This is a genomic window from Pseudomonas putida (assembly GCF_028682475.1).
In the GTDB taxonomy this organism is placed as follows: Bacteria; Pseudomonadota; Gammaproteobacteria; order Pseudomonadales; family Pseudomonadaceae; genus Aquipseudomonas; species Aquipseudomonas putida_AG.
Window position 1 is genome coordinate 120,235 of record NZ_JANHLE010000012.1, and the last position, 15,076, is coordinate 135,310.

The 15,076-nt window shown below is 62.4% G+C and carries 15 protein-coding genes; 7 read left to right on the forward strand and 8 right to left on the reverse strand.

All coding sequences use genetic code 11. The annotated features are described in order from the left end of the window. Positions 1–521 precede the first annotated feature (521 nt). Positions 522–1,046, reverse strand: coding sequence for an MgtC/SapB family protein (locus NPS47_RS12630; RefSeq protein WP_274295299.1), 525 nt, complete (start codon positions 1,044–1,046; stop codon positions 522–524). A 295-nt stretch (positions 1,047–1,341) separates the two neighbouring features. Between NPS47_RS12630 and ccoG the strand changes: the two genes are divergently transcribed. After that, entirely contained in the window at positions 1,342–2,754 is a 1,413-nt protein-coding gene (gene ccoG, locus NPS47_RS12635; protein ID WP_274295262.1) for a cytochrome c oxidase accessory protein CcoG, read from the forward strand. Between the two features lie 40 nt (positions 2,755–2,794). Further along, positions 2,795–4,204, forward strand: coding sequence for a GntR family transcriptional regulator MpaR (mapR, locus tag NPS47_RS12640; RefSeq protein WP_274295263.1), 1,410 nt, complete (start codon positions 2,795–2,797; stop codon positions 4,202–4,204). 24 nt (positions 4,205–4,228) lie between these two features. On the opposite strand, the gene NPS47_RS12645 is transcribed toward mapR, so the two are convergent. Next, positions 4,229–4,975 carry an SDR family oxidoreductase gene (locus NPS47_RS12645; RefSeq protein ID WP_274295264.1) on the reverse strand — a complete coding sequence of 249 codons (747 nt, stop codon included), beginning with the start codon at positions 4,973–4,975 and terminating at the stop codon, positions 4,229–4,231. A 129-nt stretch (positions 4,976–5,104) separates the two neighbouring features. Between NPS47_RS12645 and NPS47_RS12650 the strand changes: the two genes are divergently transcribed. The 4 genes from NPS47_RS12650 to NPS47_RS12665 are packed head-to-tail and all read left to right on the forward strand — an operon-like array spanning position 5,105 to position 8,622. Further along, positions 5,105–6,814, forward strand: coding sequence for a copper resistance system multicopper oxidase (locus NPS47_RS12650; RefSeq protein ID WP_274295265.1), 1,710 nt, complete (start codon positions 5,105–5,107; stop codon positions 6,812–6,814). Next, on the forward strand, positions 6,807–7,733 hold the full coding sequence (locus NPS47_RS12655; RefSeq protein WP_274295266.1) for a copper resistance protein B: 927 nt from the start codon (positions 6,807–6,809) through the stop codon (positions 7,731–7,733). The genes NPS47_RS12650 and NPS47_RS12655 overlap by 8 nt, the downstream gene beginning before the upstream one ends. A 15-nt stretch (positions 7,734–7,748) precedes the next feature. Further along, a complete protein-coding gene (locus NPS47_RS12660) occupies positions 7,749–8,177 on the forward strand; it encodes a DUF411 domain-containing protein (RefSeq protein WP_274295267.1) in 429 nt (142 codons plus the stop codon). Between the two features lie 10 nt (positions 8,178–8,187). After that, positions 8,188–8,622 (forward strand): YqaA family protein, encoded by a 435-nt coding sequence (locus NPS47_RS12665; protein ID WP_274295268.1) that lies wholly within the window; start codon positions 8,188–8,190, stop codon positions 8,620–8,622. On the opposite strand, the gene NPS47_RS12670 is transcribed toward NPS47_RS12665, so the two are convergent. The 6 genes from NPS47_RS12670 to NPS47_RS12695 all read right to left on the reverse strand — a co-directional run bounded on the left by NPS47_RS12670 (position 8,619) and on the right by NPS47_RS12695 (position 14,084). After that, a complete protein-coding gene (locus NPS47_RS12670) occupies positions 8,619–9,200 on the reverse strand; it encodes a DinB family protein (RefSeq protein WP_274295269.1) in 582 nt (193 codons plus the stop codon). The two genes, NPS47_RS12665 and NPS47_RS12670, sit on opposite strands and share 4 nt — an antisense overlap. Before the next feature lie 11 nt (positions 9,201–9,211). Continuing rightward, positions 9,212–10,330, reverse strand: coding sequence for a cell division protein ZapE (gene zapE / locus NPS47_RS12675; RefSeq protein WP_274295270.1), 1,119 nt, complete (start codon positions 10,328–10,330; stop codon positions 9,212–9,214). Between the two features lie 81 nt (positions 10,331–10,411). Further along, the gene (locus NPS47_RS12680) at positions 10,412–11,560 is read right to left on the reverse strand and encodes a PQQ-dependent sugar dehydrogenase (RefSeq protein ID WP_274295271.1); all 1,149 of its coding nucleotides are present in this window, start codon (positions 11,558–11,560) and stop codon (positions 10,412–10,414) included. 19 nt (positions 11,561–11,579) lie between these two features. Next, positions 11,580–11,909: a hypothetical protein gene (locus NPS47_RS12685; RefSeq protein WP_274295272.1), complete on the reverse strand. Its 330-nt coding sequence runs from the start codon at positions 11,907–11,909 to the stop codon at positions 11,580–11,582. Between the two features lie 111 nt (positions 11,910–12,020). Next, positions 12,021–12,980: an agmatinase gene (gene speB, locus NPS47_RS12690; protein WP_274295300.1), complete on the reverse strand. Its 960-nt coding sequence runs from the start codon at positions 12,978–12,980 to the stop codon at positions 12,021–12,023. A gap of 24 nt (positions 12,981–13,004) precedes the next feature. Then, positions 13,005–14,084, reverse strand: coding sequence for an extracellular solute-binding protein (locus tag NPS47_RS12695; protein WP_274295273.1), 1,080 nt, complete (start codon positions 14,082–14,084; stop codon positions 13,005–13,007). 101 nt (positions 14,085–14,185) lie between these two features. Between NPS47_RS12695 and NPS47_RS12700 the strand changes: the two genes are divergently transcribed. Beyond that, complete coding sequence (locus NPS47_RS12700; protein WP_274295274.1) at positions 14,186–15,076, forward strand: LysR family transcriptional regulator; 891 nt, start codon at positions 14,186–14,188, stop codon at positions 15,074–15,076.

Consider the following 15,076-nt stretch of genomic DNA (forward strand, 5'->3'; position numbering starts at 1 on the left):
CCTGGTGGCGACCGGGGTGTTACCGCTCCCGCACTTTTCAGAAAAAAACCGGGTAACACGGAAACAATTCGACAGATTCCCCCGCCTCATTTTCCTGCCAAAAAACTTAAATCATTGATTTTATTGAGTTTTAAAAAGTTGGCACGGCACCTGCTATATCTTTGGTACAAGAACAATAAAAACTGTGACACACCCAATAAAAATAAGACGTAACGACTCTGACATAACAAGAACAACACGGCAGAGACGCAGCTAACAGATTTTTTTGGAGAAGATGTGCTTTTCCGGGGTTCGTCCCCGCAACCTGACAGAAAACAATAAAACTACCCCAAGGTAGCGAAGGTCACGGTTGGATCAGAAATGATGAGAGTAGATCGGCGCTCAAAAAAATACGTTTGCTCTTGATCCCGAATGGGGATCGCCAGATGCAAGAGGCAACGGTCGCCAAAAACAACAACAGGCCGCCCTCCAATAACAAAAAAAGAGCACGCAACAATCTTTGAGGGGAGCTTCGGCTCCCCTCAGTGCTTCCTGCCCTCCCCGTTTTCATCCTCATCGTCTTTTTCGAACCGGTTCACCACCCAGGGCATCACACCCAACACCAAAAGCGCCAACAGGGTGCTGATCACCGCCGTGGCTTCGCGCCCCACGCCGGCTGCGACGCCGATGGCCGCTGTCATCCACAACCCTGCTGCCGTTGTCAGGCCTTTGACGTGGTCGAGTTGTTGATGATGACCTTTGAGAATGGTCCCGGCGCCGAGAAAGCCGATGCCCGCGACGATCCCCTGTACCACCCGGCTCAAGGCCGCATCGTCGGCCCCGGCCATGCGCGGCACCAGCACGAACAGTGCGGCGCCCATGGCCACCAGCATGTGCGTACGCACACCGGCGGCTTTGCCCTTGAGTTCGCGCTCGAAGCCCAGTATGCCACCGAGCAACGCGGCCATCAGCATCCGCACCGTCACCTGGGTCAGCTGCTTGGCATCATTGATGTCAGCGAACTCGGCCACCAGGGTCAACCAGACTTGATGCCACCAGGCGTCCATCGGCGTGCTCCGCATCAGGGGCTGTTTCTCCATGGACCATCCGCCTGGCCACAAGTGCAGCACTGGCCGCTGATCGGTTGGTGCCAGCCTCAGAAGCCGACGCTCTGACTGTAGCAGGTGCGGTGGATGGTCGCAGGCGCTCTCAAAACTGCCGTTGAGGCCTCGATAATCTAAGGCCTTCGCAGATCTGACGGAAAATCTGATACGGTTTTTATCGAAATATCTGAGCCTGTTATGCAAACAGATGAGGCGCCATAGTGCTCTGGCCTGATCGAGGCCTGATGAGCGACGAACCATGAGCGATAGAATTCCCGTCCAGATCGTTGAAATTGCCGAGCCTTCCACCACCAAGAAGAAGACCGCCAGCAGCGACAGACAGATCCACACCCGCAGCTTCACCGGCTTGTTTCGTAACCTGCGCCTGGGTGGCGCGGGCTTTCTGTTTTTGCTGTTCTTCGGCACCGTCTGGCTGAACTGGAACGGTCGCCAGGCCGTGCTATGGGATCTTGCCGACAGCAAGTTCCATATTTTCGGTGCAACCTTCTGGCCACAAGATTTCATTCTCTTGTCGGCACTGCTGATCATCTGCGCCTTCGGCCTGTTTGCCATCACCGTGTTTGCCGGGCGGGTCTGGTGCGGTTACACCTGCCCGCAAAGCTCCTGGACGTGGATATTCATGTGGTGCGAGAAGGTCACCGAAGGCGATCGCAACCAACGCATCAAGCTCGATGCCGCCCCCTGGGGGGTGAACAAGCTGGCCCGGCGCTCGGCCAAACATACGCTGTGGCTGGCCATCAGCGTGCTCACCGGTCTGACCTTCGTCGGCTATTTCACCCCGATCCGACCGCTGGCCGAAGAGCTGTTCACCTTGCAGCTGGGCGGCGTCAGCCTGTTCTGGATCCTGTTCTTCACCGGCGCCACCTACATCAATGCCGGCTGGTTGCGGGAAGCGGTGTGCATGCACATGTGTCCGTATGCGCGTTTCCAGAGCGTGATGTTCGACAAGGACACCCTGGCCATCGCCTACGACCCGGCACGCGGCGAGTCCCGCGGCCCACGCAAGAAAGACAGCGACTACAAGGCCAAAGGCCTGGGCGATTGCATCGACTGCCAGATGTGTGTGCAGGTCTGCCCGACCGGTATCGACATCCGTGACGGCCTGCAGATGGAATGCATCGGCTGCGCCGCCTGCATCGACGCCTGTGACTCGATCATGGACAAGATGGGCTATGCCCGCGGCCTGGTTGGCTACAAGTCCGAACACAACCTGCAAGGCGGCAAGACCAACTGGCTGCGCCCTCGCCTGCTCGGTTACGTCACCGCGCTGGTGGTGATGATCGGTGCCTTGGTCATCGCCCTGCAGCAACGGCCGATGGTGTCGATGGACGTAATCAAGGACCGTGGCCTGTTCCGCGAGAACAACCTGGGCCAGATCGAAAACATCTACACCCTCAAGGTCATCAACAAGACCCAGCAAGCGCAGCACTACCGCTTGCGCCTGGTGGACGCCGAGGGCTTCGAGTTGCACGGCAAGACCGAGTTCACCCTGGATGCGGGCGAGATGAGCGAGATGCCGGTATCGGTGGCGATGCTTGCCGAACGGCCGCAAAGCAGCTCCCAGGAAATTGGTTTCGAAATCAGCGACAGCGACCAACCGGGTATTTCCAGTGTTGCCCACAGCCGTTTTGTCGCGCCTTTGAACCGCTGATCACATACACTTCGCAGCAGTCGAAACGTCCTGAGCCATGATGAAACGCTACGAAAAATTCGCCGACGACATTGCCGAACTGATTCGCTCCGGGGTCCTGGGCCCCGGCCAGCGCGTGCCGTCGGTGCGCTACGCCAGCCAGACCCACGGGGTCAGCCCTTCCACGGTATTCCAGGCCTACTACCTGCTGGAACGCCGCGGGCTGATCCGCGCGCGGCCGCGCTCGGGCTATTTCGTCAACGCCCATGCGCCGCGGCAGTTCAGCGAGCCGCAGATCATCGAGCAGGCGAGTGAGTCCACCGAAGTGGATGTCAGCGAGCTGGTGTTCTCGATTCTCGACTCGATCAAGGACCCGCAAACCGTCGCCTTCGGTTCGGCCTTCCCCAGCCCCCACCTGTTCCCGCTGCCGCGCCTGGCCCGCTCCATGGCCAGCGCCAGCCGCGAGATGGACCCGCGCATGGTGGTCACCGACCTGTCGCCGGGCAACCCGCAACTGCGTCGGCAGATTGCCCTGCGCTACATGGTCGGCGGGCTGATGTTGCCGATGGAGGAGCTGCTGATCACCAACGGCGCACTGGAGGCGCTGAACCTGTGCCTGCAGGCAGTCACCGAGCCGGGCGACCTGGTGGCGATCGAGGCACCTGCCTTTTACGCCTGCCTGCAGATCCTTGAACGGCTGAAACTGAAGGCGGTGGAGATCCCCGTGCACCCGCGCGAGGGCATCGACCTTGGGGTGCTGGCGCAGACCCTGGCCAAACACCCGGTCAAGGCCGTCTGGTGCATGACCAATTTCCAGAATCCGGTGGGCGCGAGCATGCCGGAGGAGAAAAAGCAGCAACTGGTCGAACTGCTGCGCCAGCATCAGGTGCCGTTGATCGAAGACGACGTCTATGCCGAGCTGTATTACGCCCAGCAGGCGCCAAAACCGGCCAAAGCCTTCGATACCGATGGCCTGGTGATGCACTGCGGCTCTTTCTCCAAGAGCCTGGCGCCGGGCTACCGGATCGGCTGGGTGGCCGCCGGGCGCTATGCGCAAAAAATCGAACGGCTGAAACTGATGACTTCGCTGTGCGCCTCGATGCCGGCCCAGGCGGCAATCGCCGACTACCTGCAGCACGGCGGCTACGATCGGCACCTGCGCAGGCTGCGCTATGCCCTGGAAGAGCAGCAGAGCGCCATGCTGGCCGCCATTGCCCGGCACTTCCCGGCGCAGACCCGGGTCAGTCACCCCTCGGGGGGGTACTTCCTGTGGCTGGAGCTGCCGGAGCAGATGGACTCGCTCAAGCTGTTCCAGATGGCCCTGGCCCAGGGCATCAGCATCGCGCCCGGGCCGATCTTTTCGCCGACCCAGCGCTTTCGCAACTGCATCCGCCTGAACTACGGCAGCCCGTGGACCGAGCAATCGGAAAAAGCCATGGAGACCCTGGGCAGAATCGTGCGCTCGTTCTGAGCGCACGCCAGTGTGGAGGCAGGCTCAGCGCCCGCCGCCCAGGTCGATGAAGCTGCCTGTGGAATACGACGCCTTGTCGGACAGCAACCAGATAATCGCCTCAGCCACCTCTTCGGCCTGACCGCCACGGCCCATGGGGATACCCGGCTCAAGCTTGCTGACCCGCTCCGGGTCGCCGCTGAGCGCGTGGAAGTCAGTGAATATGTAGCCCGGGCGCACGGCATTGACCCGGATGCCGTCTCCGGCGACTTCTTTGGCCAGGCCCAGGGTGAAGGTGTCCAACGCCCCTTTGGACGCCGCGTAGTCGACATACTCGTTCGGCGACCCCAGCCGCGCGGCCACCGACGACACGTTGACGATGCTCCCGCCCTGCCCGCCCTGGCGTTTCGACATCCGCTGCACGGCATGCTTGCTGCAGAGCATCGGCCCGACCACGTTGGTCTTCATCAACTTGAGCAGGCGGAACTCCGACATATGCTCAAGCTGACTCTTCTGGCCGATGGTCCCGGCATTGTTGACCAGCGCGCTCAGCGGCCCCAGTTCGGCATCGACGCGCTGAAACAGGTGAATGATCTCGTCCTCGACACTGACATCGGCTTTGACTGCGATGGCCTCGGCGCCCAGTTCGCGGACGTCGGCCAGTACCCGCTGGGCCGCCTCGTCGTCACTCAGGTAGTTGATGCAGATCCGATACCCTTCACGGGCCGCCAGGCGTGCGGTCGCGGCGCCAATACCACGACTGGCGCCGGTGATCAGGATGACTTTATCCATGGATACTCCTTGCCCCCAATGGCCTATAGCGCTCAGTGTGCCTGACAAATCTGTAATCTGCCGCTCAGATTTCTGACAGTCGTCGCTCGCTATGGTCGTGCCACCCTCGCTTATGGATTGGCAACCCCCATGCTTGCAAACCCGACCCGACGCACCTTCGTCAAAGGCTTTGCCGCCGCCAGCACCCTGGCCGGCCTCGGCCTCTGGCGCCTGCCCGCCTTCGCTGCCGGCTCGCCCTTTGGCAATGAACTGAGCGGCCGTGATTTCGAACTGTTCATCGGCCAGACCCCGGTCAACATCACCGGTCGCCCGCGCACGGCGCTGACCATCAACAACAGCCTGCCAGGCCCGGTGCTGCGCTGGCGCGAAGGCGACACTGTGACCCTGCGCGTACGCAATCGCCTGGACGAGCCGACCTCGCTGCACTGGCACGGCATCATCCTGCCGGCCAACATGGACGGTGTCCCGGGCCTGAGCTTTGCCGGTATCGAGCCCGGTGGCGATTACCTCTATCAGTTCACCCTGCAGCAGAGCGGCACCTACTGGTACCACAGCCATTCCGGCCTGCAGGAACAGGCCGGGGTATACGGCGCCATCGTCATCGAGCCCAAAGAACCCGAACCGCATCGCTACCAGCGCGACTATGTGCTGTTGCTCAGCGACTGGAGTGACCAGTCACCCGACGCGCTGATGGCGACCCTGAAAAAACAGTCCGACGCCTTCAACTACCACAAGCGTACGGTCGGCGATTTCATCGATGACGTGGCCCTGCACGGCTGGTCGAAGACCGTGGCCGAGCGCAAGGCCTGGGCCGAGATGCGCATGAGCCCGACCGACCTTGCCGATATCAGCGCAGCCACCTACACCTACCTGCTCAATGGTCAGCCACCGGACGGCAACTTCACCTGCCTGTTCCAGCCGGGTGAAACCGTGCGCCTGCGCCTGATCAACGGCTCGGCGATGAGCTATTTCGACTTCCGTATTCCGGGGTTGAAGCTGACGGTGATCGCCGCCGATGGCATGCCGGTGCAGCCGGTCAGTGTCGACGAACTGCGCATCGCCGTGGCCGAAACCTACGACGTGCTGGTGACGGTGGGCGACCTGCCTGCCTATACCCTGTATGCCCAGAGCATGGACCGCACCGGTTACGCTCGCGGCACCCTGGCGCGCAGTGCCGGGCTCAGTGCGCCGGTGCCGACCCCCGACCCGCGGCCGATCCTGACCATGGCCGACATGGGTCACGGTGGCATGGACGCCATGGCCGGCATGGATCACAGCCAGATGGGCGGCATGGACCACGCCAGCATGAGCGGCATGCAGAGCCACCCGGCCAGCGAAACCGGCAATCCGCTGGTCGACATGCAGACCATGAGCCCCAAAGCCAACCTTGCCGACCCGGGCATTGGCCTGCGCAACAACGGTCGGCGGGTACTGACCTACGCCGACCTGAAAAGCACCTTTGCCGACCCGGACGGCCGCGAGCCATCGCGCGAGATCGAGCTGCACCTGACCGGCCACATGGAGCGCTTCGCCTGGTCATTCAACGGCATCAAGTTTTCCGACGCCGAGCCCCTGCGCCTGCGCTATGGCGAGCGCCTGCGCATCACTCTGGTCAACGACACCATGATGGCCCACCCGATTCACTTGCACGGCCTGTGGAGCGACCTGGAGGACGAACACGGGCGCTTCCAGGTGCGCAAGCACACCCTCGACATTCCGCCCGGCAGTCGCCGCAGCTACCGGGTCAGCGCCGACGCGCTGGGGCGCTGGGCCTACCACTGCCACCTGCTTTACCACATGGAGATGGGTATGTTCCGCGAGGTACGCGTCGATGAATGAAGTACTCAACCGTCCCCTGCTGGGCAGTCTGGCGCTGCTCGCCTTACTGGCCAGTGAAGAAGTCCGGGCCCAAGGCATGGATCATGGCGCGATGAACCACGGTGCCATGAACCATGGCAGCATGAACCACGGCAGCATGAGCCAACCACCCATGGACCATTCCGGCATGGACCACAGCGCCATGGGGCAAGGCCAGGCGCTGAGCGCACCGCGCACACCCTTGCGGCCGATCACCGACGCCGACCGTCGCGCCGCCTTCCCGCCCCTGCCCGGTCACCAGGTGCATGATCGCCAGGTCAACTGGGCAGTAATCGTCGAGCAGCTCGAGTACCAGAACTTCGAAAGCAGCAGCGCCCTGAACTGGAACGCCAACGCCTGGATCGGCGGCGATATCGACCGCCTCTGGCTGCGTACCGAAGGAGAGCGTGAACAAGGTGTGACCCACAAGGCCGAGCTGCAGGCGCTCTGGGGCCATGCCATCAGCCCCTGGTGGGAGCTGGTTGGCGGTCTGCGCCAGGACTTCAAGCCGGCCAGTGGCCAGACCTGGGCGGCCTTCGGCATCCAGGGCATGCCACTCTACGGCCTGGAACTGGAGGCCACTGCTTATGTGGGAGAGCGGCAACAGACCGCGCTGCGCCTGGAGAGCAGTTACGCTATCCTGCTGACCAACCGCTGGATTCTCGAACCGTCCCTGGAAGCCAACTTCTATGGCCGTAACGATGCCAGCCGCGACCAGGGCAGTGGCCTGGCGGACAGTGAAATCGGTATGCGCCTGCGCTACGAGATCACCCGCGGCTTTGCCCCTTATCTGGGCGTCAGTTTCAACCGGAGCTACGGCAATGCCGCCGAACAGATCCGTGACGATAATGGCGATATCGGCCAGACCCGCCTGGTCGCCGGTGTGCGCCTGCGTTTCTAGTATTGGAGAAGCACCATGTTGAGCAAAAAAATCGTCGCCTTCGGCCTGTTGGCCCTGAGCACCCTGGCCCAGGCCGGGCAGACTATCGATGTCTACCGCGACCCCAACTGCGGCTGCTGCAAGGAATGGATCAGTCACCTGCGTGATAGCGGTTTCACCGTCAACGATCATGTCGAGCCGAACATGAGCGCGGTCAAGCAGCGCCTGGGCGTGGCACCGCGTCTGGCCTCGTGCCACACCGGGGTGATTGACGGCAAGTTCGTCGAGGGCCATGTGCCGGCCGAGCAGGTCAAACTGCTGGCCAAGCGCTCCGACCTGCGCGGCCTGGCGGTACCGGGCATGCCGACGGGCTCGCCGGGCATGGAAATGGGTGACCACAAGGATGCCTACCAGGTGATCGGCCTGACCCGGGACGGTCGCGACGAAGTGGTCGCCAACTACTGATCTGCGCTGAATGTTGAGCGAGTGGGCGCTGTTTCTCAGCGCCTTTGGCGCGGCAACCCTGTTGCCGCTGCAATCGGAAGCCGTGCTGGTGGGTTTGCTGCTGCGCGAGCCTCAGGCTTTGTTCAGCCTGCTACTGATCGCCACCGCCGGTAATGTACTGGGCTCGATCGTCAACTGGCTGCTGGGCCGTGGCATCGAACATTTGCGTGACCGACGCTGGTTTCCCTTCAAGCAGGCACAACTGGACAAGGCGCAGCAACGCTACCAGCGCTACGGCCAGTGGTCACTGCTACTGAGCTGGATGCCGGTGATCGGCGACCCGTTGACCCTGATCGCCGGGATCATGCGCGAACCCTTCTGGCGCTTCGTGGTGCTGGTGACGATTGCCAAGGCTGGGCGCTACGCCGTGCTGGCCTTGTTGACCCTGGGCTGGCTGGGGCGCTAGCGCCCCCAGACCAGCGCTTCGCTCCAGCCCAGCTCGGCAAAGTCCTGGGCGCGCAGGTTTGCTTCGTCTTCGCAGAAAAATTCGTCCAGCTGTGGCGGTTTCACCGAGGTGTCACTGAGCATGGCGTGTACCTGTCCACGGTGATGAATCTGATGCTCGAACAGGTGGGACAACAAGCGTAATCGTTGTTCTCGCTGGACCCAGTCCGGGCGCACGATGCTCACGTAGCGCTGCAACTGGTCATCTTGCAGCTGGCTGCAGTAGGCAATCAGCCGGTGATCGGCCTGAGCCTGTTCTTCTCTGAGCGCTTCACAGTTGGAAAACGGCTCTTCAGGCGCGAAGAAACGCTCGCTGTCGGCCTCCGGCGCCTCGCCACGCTGTTCTGACTCCAAGGCGTTGAGGTAGAACCAGTCCACCGTGAGGATGTGATTGAGGGTGGCCTTGATCGAGCCGAAAAAGCTGCAGCGCGGCGCCACGAACTCGTCCTCGCTCAGCTGCAGGCAGGCCTTGTAGAGCCTGTGGTTGGCCCACCCGTTGTGGTAGGCCATGGTCAGCAAATGGTGCGACAGCGGCTGCATGATCGACTCCTTCAACAGAAGCGTTGCAGTTGCATCTCCCGCAAACGGCTGAGGGTGCGCCGGAACGGGAATTCCAGATACCCTTGAGTGTAGAGCGCTTCGAGGGGGACCTCGGCTTCCAGGTACAGCGCGACCCGACGGTCGTAACATTCATCGACCAACGCGATGAAGCGCCGCACGCTGTCATCATGCACCGATAACTGCGGCAACTCCCGGTCGCCGGCGAGTACGCGGCTGGCCGCATCTTCGGTGCCGCGGGCAATCTTCGCTGGCCGCTGGCGAGCGCCCAGGGCGGGTACATCGCCCAGCAGAATAGCGCTGAAACTGTCGCACAGCGCCATGAAATCCATGGCGGCCAAGGGTTGCTCGCACAGATCGGTGTAGCGGCACCAGATAACGGAGTCGCTACGCTGCACTACCTGTATCTGCCGCGAGCCCACCGGCAAGGGCTGGTCGCTGCACGGCTGTTCGCCACGCAGCTGGGCAAACACCCCGTCCAGGGCTTGGGGCTGGCCGGGCTCGCGCACCCAGTAACGCTGTTGCGCGGCGCCTGGATGCAGGCGGTGGTCCTGCTCACCGAGCACAGCCTGTACCTGCATGTGTTGCTCGATGGCGGTGATTGCCGGCAGAAAGCGTTCACGATTGAAACCATCGCAGTACAACTGGTCGGGCGGCTGGTTGGAGGTGGCGACAATCACCACTCCGGCCTCGAACAGCACCTGGAACAGACGCCCGAGAATGATTGCGTCGCCGATATCGTTGACGAACAACTCGTCGAAACACAGCACGCCAATCTCATCGGCCAGGGACCGGGCCAGGGCCTGCAAGGGGTCGGCGGTGCCATTGAGCTGGAACAGACGTTGATGCACCCAGCGCATGAAGTGGTGGAAATGCTGACGCCGGGCCGGCACCTGCAAACACTGGTGGAACTGGTCCATCAACCAGGTCTTGCCACGCCCCACCGGGCCCCAGAGATAGACCCCCTGCGGTGTTTCGCCGCGCTGCAGGGCTTCGAAACAGCGTTGCAAAGCGCTGGCAGCCTGTAGCTGAGCCGGGTCGCTGACAAAGCCTTGAGCGTCGATAGCTTGCTGGTAGAGGGTCAAGGGGGACTGCTCGGTGAAACAGGACATGCGCGGCGTCCAACACAAAAAAGCGTCATTCTACGCGCTATTGTGGGAGCCGGCCTTGCCGGCGATGCAAACCACACAGACCTACAGATCCAACCCCACCTTCAACAACTTCCCATCACTCTCATCCGTCAGCAAATACAGATAACCATCCGGCCCCACCCGCACATCACGGATCCGCGCATTGAGCTCGCCCAGCAGGCGCTCTTCGTGGACAACCTTGTCGCCATTGAGCTGCAGGCGAATCAACTCCTGGCTTGCCAAGGCACCGATAAACACACTGTGTTCCCAGGGTTTGAAACGCGGATTGTCGTAAAAGGCCATGCCACTGATGGCCGGCGACTTTTCCCAGACATGGTGTGGATCGACCATGCCATCGACGTGCTCAGCTTTGGCCTCGGGAATCGGCAGCAATGAATAGTTGATGCCGTGGGTGGCGATCGGCCAACCGTAGTTCTTGCCAGGTTTGGGCAGGTTGATTTCGTCACCGCCGCGCGGGCCATGTTCATTGGTCCACAGTTCGCCGGTCCACGGGTTGAGCGCCGCGCCCTGCTGATTGCGGTGGCCAAACGACCAGATCTCGGGGCGGACATTGTCCTGGCCGACAAAAGGGTTGTCCTTGGGCACCGTGCCGTCCGGCAGGATGCGCACCACTTTGCCCTGTAGCTTGTCCAGGTCCTGGGCCGTCGGGCGCTGATTGTTCTCGCCCAGGGCAATGAACAGGTAGCCGTCACGATCGAACACCAGACGTGAACCAAAGTGCAGACCCGTCGACAGCTTGGGCTGCTGGCGGAAAATCACGTTGAAGTCTTCAAGCTTGGCCATGTCGGCAGACAAGCGCCCACGGCCCACGGCGGTACCGGCTTTACCGTCCTCGCCACCGCCCTGGGCAAAACTCAGGTACACCATGCGGTCCTGCTTGAAGGTCGGCGACAGGACGACATCGAGCAATCCACCCTGCCCCTGGGCCCACACCTCGGGCACGCCACCCAGCGGCGCACCGACCTTGCCCTCGGTACTGACGATACGCAGATTACCCGGGCGTTCGGTTACCAGTATGCCTTTGCCTTCAGGCAAAAAGGCCAACGCCCAGGGGTGGTCCAGGCCTTTGGCCAGGGTGCTGACCTTGACGCTGCCCTCTTCGCTCTTGAAGGTGCGCTCAGGCGCGGCATGGGCGAGCAGCGGCAACAGCATCGCCGTCAACAAAGTGGGAATCCAGGTGCGTACGGACATCAGCGTTTCCTTCCAGGGATCAAGGCGTACGAGTCGACTCGCGAGGCGGCCGGACGGGTTCCAGGTGCGGGGTGGACTGCTCGCGGCGCATGTTTTCGCCATTGCCGATGCCGCGGTTTTCCAGGGTTGGCTGGCGCGGGATGGGTTGGGTCGAAGGCCCCCGCACAGGTGGCGTGGCCTGCACGCTGCCCTGACGGCTGTTGGGGTTGGCGCGCATGACCGGGCTGTTGTAGGGGTTGTTCGGCGAGGCGGCCAACCGCAACGGCCCGTCAGCCTGCGCGGCCGGTAACGGCAGGCTGAACAGCAGCCCCAGGGACAAGCTTGCCAGACTCAACACAGATCTGTTCACGACGACACCTCCTGCGCGAAACGACGCGCCCAAGCATTGGATAGCCTAAGGCGCGTCCGGTTCGCGAGGAAACCGCAATTTCTCCTACAGGTGATTCATTTTGTGTCCGGCTCAGTCGACCTTGTGCCGGGCGGCATACAGGCAGAGCATTTCCATGGCCAGGGTCGAGCCGGCCAGGGCGGTGATATCGGCGTGATCATAGGCCGGCGCGACTTCCACCAGGTCCATGCCCACCAGGTTGATACCGCGCAGGCCACCGATGATCTCCAGCGCCTGCACCGTGGTCAGCCCGCCGCATACAGGGGTGCCGGTACCTGGTGCGTAAGCCGGGTCGAGGCAGTCGATATCGAAAGTCAGGTACACCGGATGGTCGCCGACCCGTTGACGAATGGCTTCGATGATCGCCTGGCAACCACGCTGGTGCACCTGACGCGCATCGAGTACGGCAAAGCCCTGGGTGTCGTCATTGGTGGTGCGCAAACCGATCTGCACCGAACGCGATGGATCCACCAGACCTTCGCGCGCGGCATGCCAGAACATGGTGCCGTGGTCGACGCGCCCACCGCCCTCCTCGCACGGCCAGGTGTCGCTGTGGGCGTCGAAGTGGATCAGCGACAGCGGGCCATGTTTGCGTGCATGGGCCTTGAGCAGCGGATAGCTGATGAAGTGATCGCCGCCGAGGGTGAGCATGGCGCAACCGGCTTCAAGGATCTGTTCGGCATGGGCCTGGATGCTGTCCGGTATCGTCCGTGGACTGCCGTAGTCGAAGTTACAGTCGCCGTAGTCAATCACCGCCAGGTGATCGAACGGATCGAATTCCCATGGCCAGTGACGGGCCCAGGCCTGCTGCACGGAAGCACTGCGAATGGCGCGCGGACCGAAGCGTGCACCGGGGCGGTTGCTGGTGGCGGTGTCGAACGGCACGCCGCTGACCACTACATCAACGCCGCGCAGATCGCGGGTGTAACGCCGGCGGGAGAAGCTGGTGATCCCGGCAAAGGTGTTTTCGGCGACCGTGCCATACAGGCTGTCACGGGTCATTGCCTGGTCATTATCGGGGGCGAGATCGATCATCGGGTTCCTGTTTTCGGGTTGTTATTGGCGGGTACGGAATGCGGTCCACAGGCGGGTGCGTTGGCGCATGTCGGCCAGGGCCATGCTACGGTCGGCAAACAACCGCGCGCGCACTGCGTCCGAGGGGTAAATATCCGGGTCGTTGCGCACCGCCTCATCCACCAGCGCCGTGGCCGCCTGGTTGGCGTTGGCGAAGAACAGCGTATTGGTCAGCGGTGCGACCGAATCGGGGCGCAGCATGAAGGCAATGAATGCACGGGCCGCTTCCGGGTGCGGCGCGTCCTTGGGGATGGCCAGGTTGTCCTGCCAGATCAGCGTGCCCTCACGGGGAATCCGGTACACCACCTGGTACGGCTTGCCGGCTTGACGGGCCTGCTCGGCGGCCATGGCGGCATCGCCGTTGTAGGTCAGCGCCAGGCAGACGCTGCCATTGGCCAGATCGTTGATCTGCCGGCCGTTGGCGACATAGCTGATCGACGACTGCAGTTGCTTGAGCAGCGCCTGGGCTGCGGCCAGATCGTCCTTGTTGCGGCTGTAGGGATCCTTGCCCAGGTAGTTCAGGGCCACGCCGATCACTTCCTGAGGCGAATCGGACATGGCGATCCCGCAATCCTTGAGCTTGCTGGCGTACTCGGGTTTGAACAGCAGGTCGAGGCTGTCCAGCGGCGCATCGCCGACCCGCTGGCGCACCGCCTCAAGATTCAACCCCAGGCCCAGCGTGCCCCAGGTGTAAGGCACCGCGTACTGGTTACCGGGGTCGACCTCGGCCAGCTTGGCCAGCAGGTCCTTGTCCAGGTTGCTGTAGCCGGGCATCGACTGCGCCTGCAGCGGTTGCAGCGCCCCCGCCGCCAAAGCCCGTGCCAGCAGGCTGGAGGATGGCACCACTACGTCATAGCCGCTGCCACCGGTGAGCAGTTTGGTTTCCAGCACTTCGGTAGTGTCGAAGGTGTCGTAGCGCACCTTGTAGCCGGTTTCCTTTTCGAAGCGCTGCAAGGTCTCTGGCGCCACATAGTCGGCCCAGCTGTAGAGGTTGAGGACTTTTTCTTCGGCCTGGATCGGCAAAGCCAGCATCAAAGCGAACAACCACAGGTATCTACGCATGTCGGGCACCTTTATTCAGTGGATACCGCCAGCATGCACGCCGGGTTACATTGCTAAAATGACAAGTTACTTAACCTGACATTCATCTGGAGCAATGTTTGATGCTCGGACAACTGCACGACCTCGACCTGCACCTGCTGCGGCTGTTCGTCACTGTAGTCGAGGCCGGCGGCTTCAGTGCCGCCCAGGGCGTGCTGGGCCTGAGCCAGCCGAGCATCAGCCAGCAGATGGCGCGCCTGGAGACGCGCCTTGGCTATCGCCTGTGCAGTCGCGGCAAAGGCGGTTTTGGCCTGACAGCCAAAGGTGAGGTGCTGCTCAAGGCGACACGGGAACTGCTGGTGCAGATCGAAGCCTTTCGCCATCAGGCCAATGGCGTCGCCGGGCGTTTACTCGGTGAGGTGCGCGTGGGCATTTCCGAAGCTCAGGACAGCAGCGTGACCCTGCGTCTGGCGCAAGCCATCGAGCGCTTTCGCCAACGTGACGAATCGGTACGCCTGGAACTGGTCAGCGCCATGCCGGCCGATCTTGAGCGCCTGCTGTTGCAGCAGCGTCTGGACCTGGCCATCGGTTACTTCTCCGGTAAACAGTCCGCCTTCGACTACACGCCATTGTTCGAAGAAACCCAGCGCCTGTACTGCGCCAGCCACCACCCGCTGGCCAGCCAGGCGCAAGTCAGCCTGGAGGTACTGCTGGAAGCCGACCAGGTCGAACATCCCTACAGTTTTCTGGAAAACCCTGACCCGCTCAGCGGCGGTCGCGCGTCGGCGCGCTCCGAGCAGGTCGAGGGCGCCCTGGCGTTTATTCTCTCCGGGCGCCACATCGGCTACCTGCCCTGCCACTTCGCCGCACCGTGGGTCGAGCGCGGCTTGTTGCACGGGCTCGACCCGGCACTCAACTTCCAGGTTCCCTTCGCCCTCGCCCGCCACCGCGCCCAGGTGCCCAGCGATGCCCAGCAAGCCTTCAACGCTGATCTGCTGAGTGCGTTCGCCTGA

Bases quoted from the DNA above. Each gene is read 5' to 3' on its own strand.
- zapE (WP_274295270.1), bottom strand. From the start codon at position 10,330: ATGTCCTGTTTCACCGAGCAGTCCCCCTTGACCCTCTACCAGCAAGCT.
- NPS47_RS12630 (WP_274295299.1), bottom strand. From the start codon at position 1,046: ATGGACGCCTGGTGGCATCAAGTCTGGTTGACCCTGGTGGCCGAGTTC.
- NPS47_RS12655 (WP_274295266.1), top strand. From the start codon at position 6,807: ATGAATGAAGTACTCAACCGTCCCCTGCTGGGCAGTCTGGCGCTGCTC.
- NPS47_RS12645 (WP_274295264.1), bottom strand. From the start codon at position 4,975: ATGGATAAAGTCATCCTGATCACCGGCGCCAGTCGTGGTATTGGCGCC.
- NPS47_RS12680 (WP_274295271.1), bottom strand. From the start codon at position 11,560: ATGTCCGTACGCACCTGGATTCCCACTTTGTTGACGGCGATGCTGTTG.
- mapR (WP_274295263.1), top strand. From the start codon at position 2,795: ATGAAACGCTACGAAAAATTCGCCGACGACATTGCCGAACTGATTCGC.
- NPS47_RS12650 (WP_274295265.1), top strand. From the start codon at position 5,105: ATGCTTGCAAACCCGACCCGACGCACCTTCGTCAAAGGCTTTGCCGCC.
- NPS47_RS12660 (WP_274295267.1), top strand. From the start codon at position 7,749: ATGTTGAGCAAAAAAATCGTCGCCTTCGGCCTGTTGGCCCTGAGCACC.
- ccoG (WP_274295262.1), top strand. From the start codon at position 1,342: ATGAGCGATAGAATTCCCGTCCAGATCGTTGAAATTGCCGAGCCTTCC.
- NPS47_RS12670 (WP_274295269.1), bottom strand. From the start codon at position 9,200: ATGCAGCCGCTGTCGCACCATTTGCTGACCATGGCCTACCACAACGGG.
- NPS47_RS12665 (WP_274295268.1), top strand. From the start codon at position 8,188: ATGTTGAGCGAGTGGGCGCTGTTTCTCAGCGCCTTTGGCGCGGCAACC.
- NPS47_RS12700 (WP_274295274.1), top strand. From the start codon at position 14,186: ATGCTCGGACAACTGCACGACCTCGACCTGCACCTGCTGCGGCTGTTC.
- NPS47_RS12695 (WP_274295273.1), bottom strand. From the start codon at position 14,084: ATGCGTAGATACCTGTGGTTGTTCGCTTTGATGCTGGCTTTGCCGATC.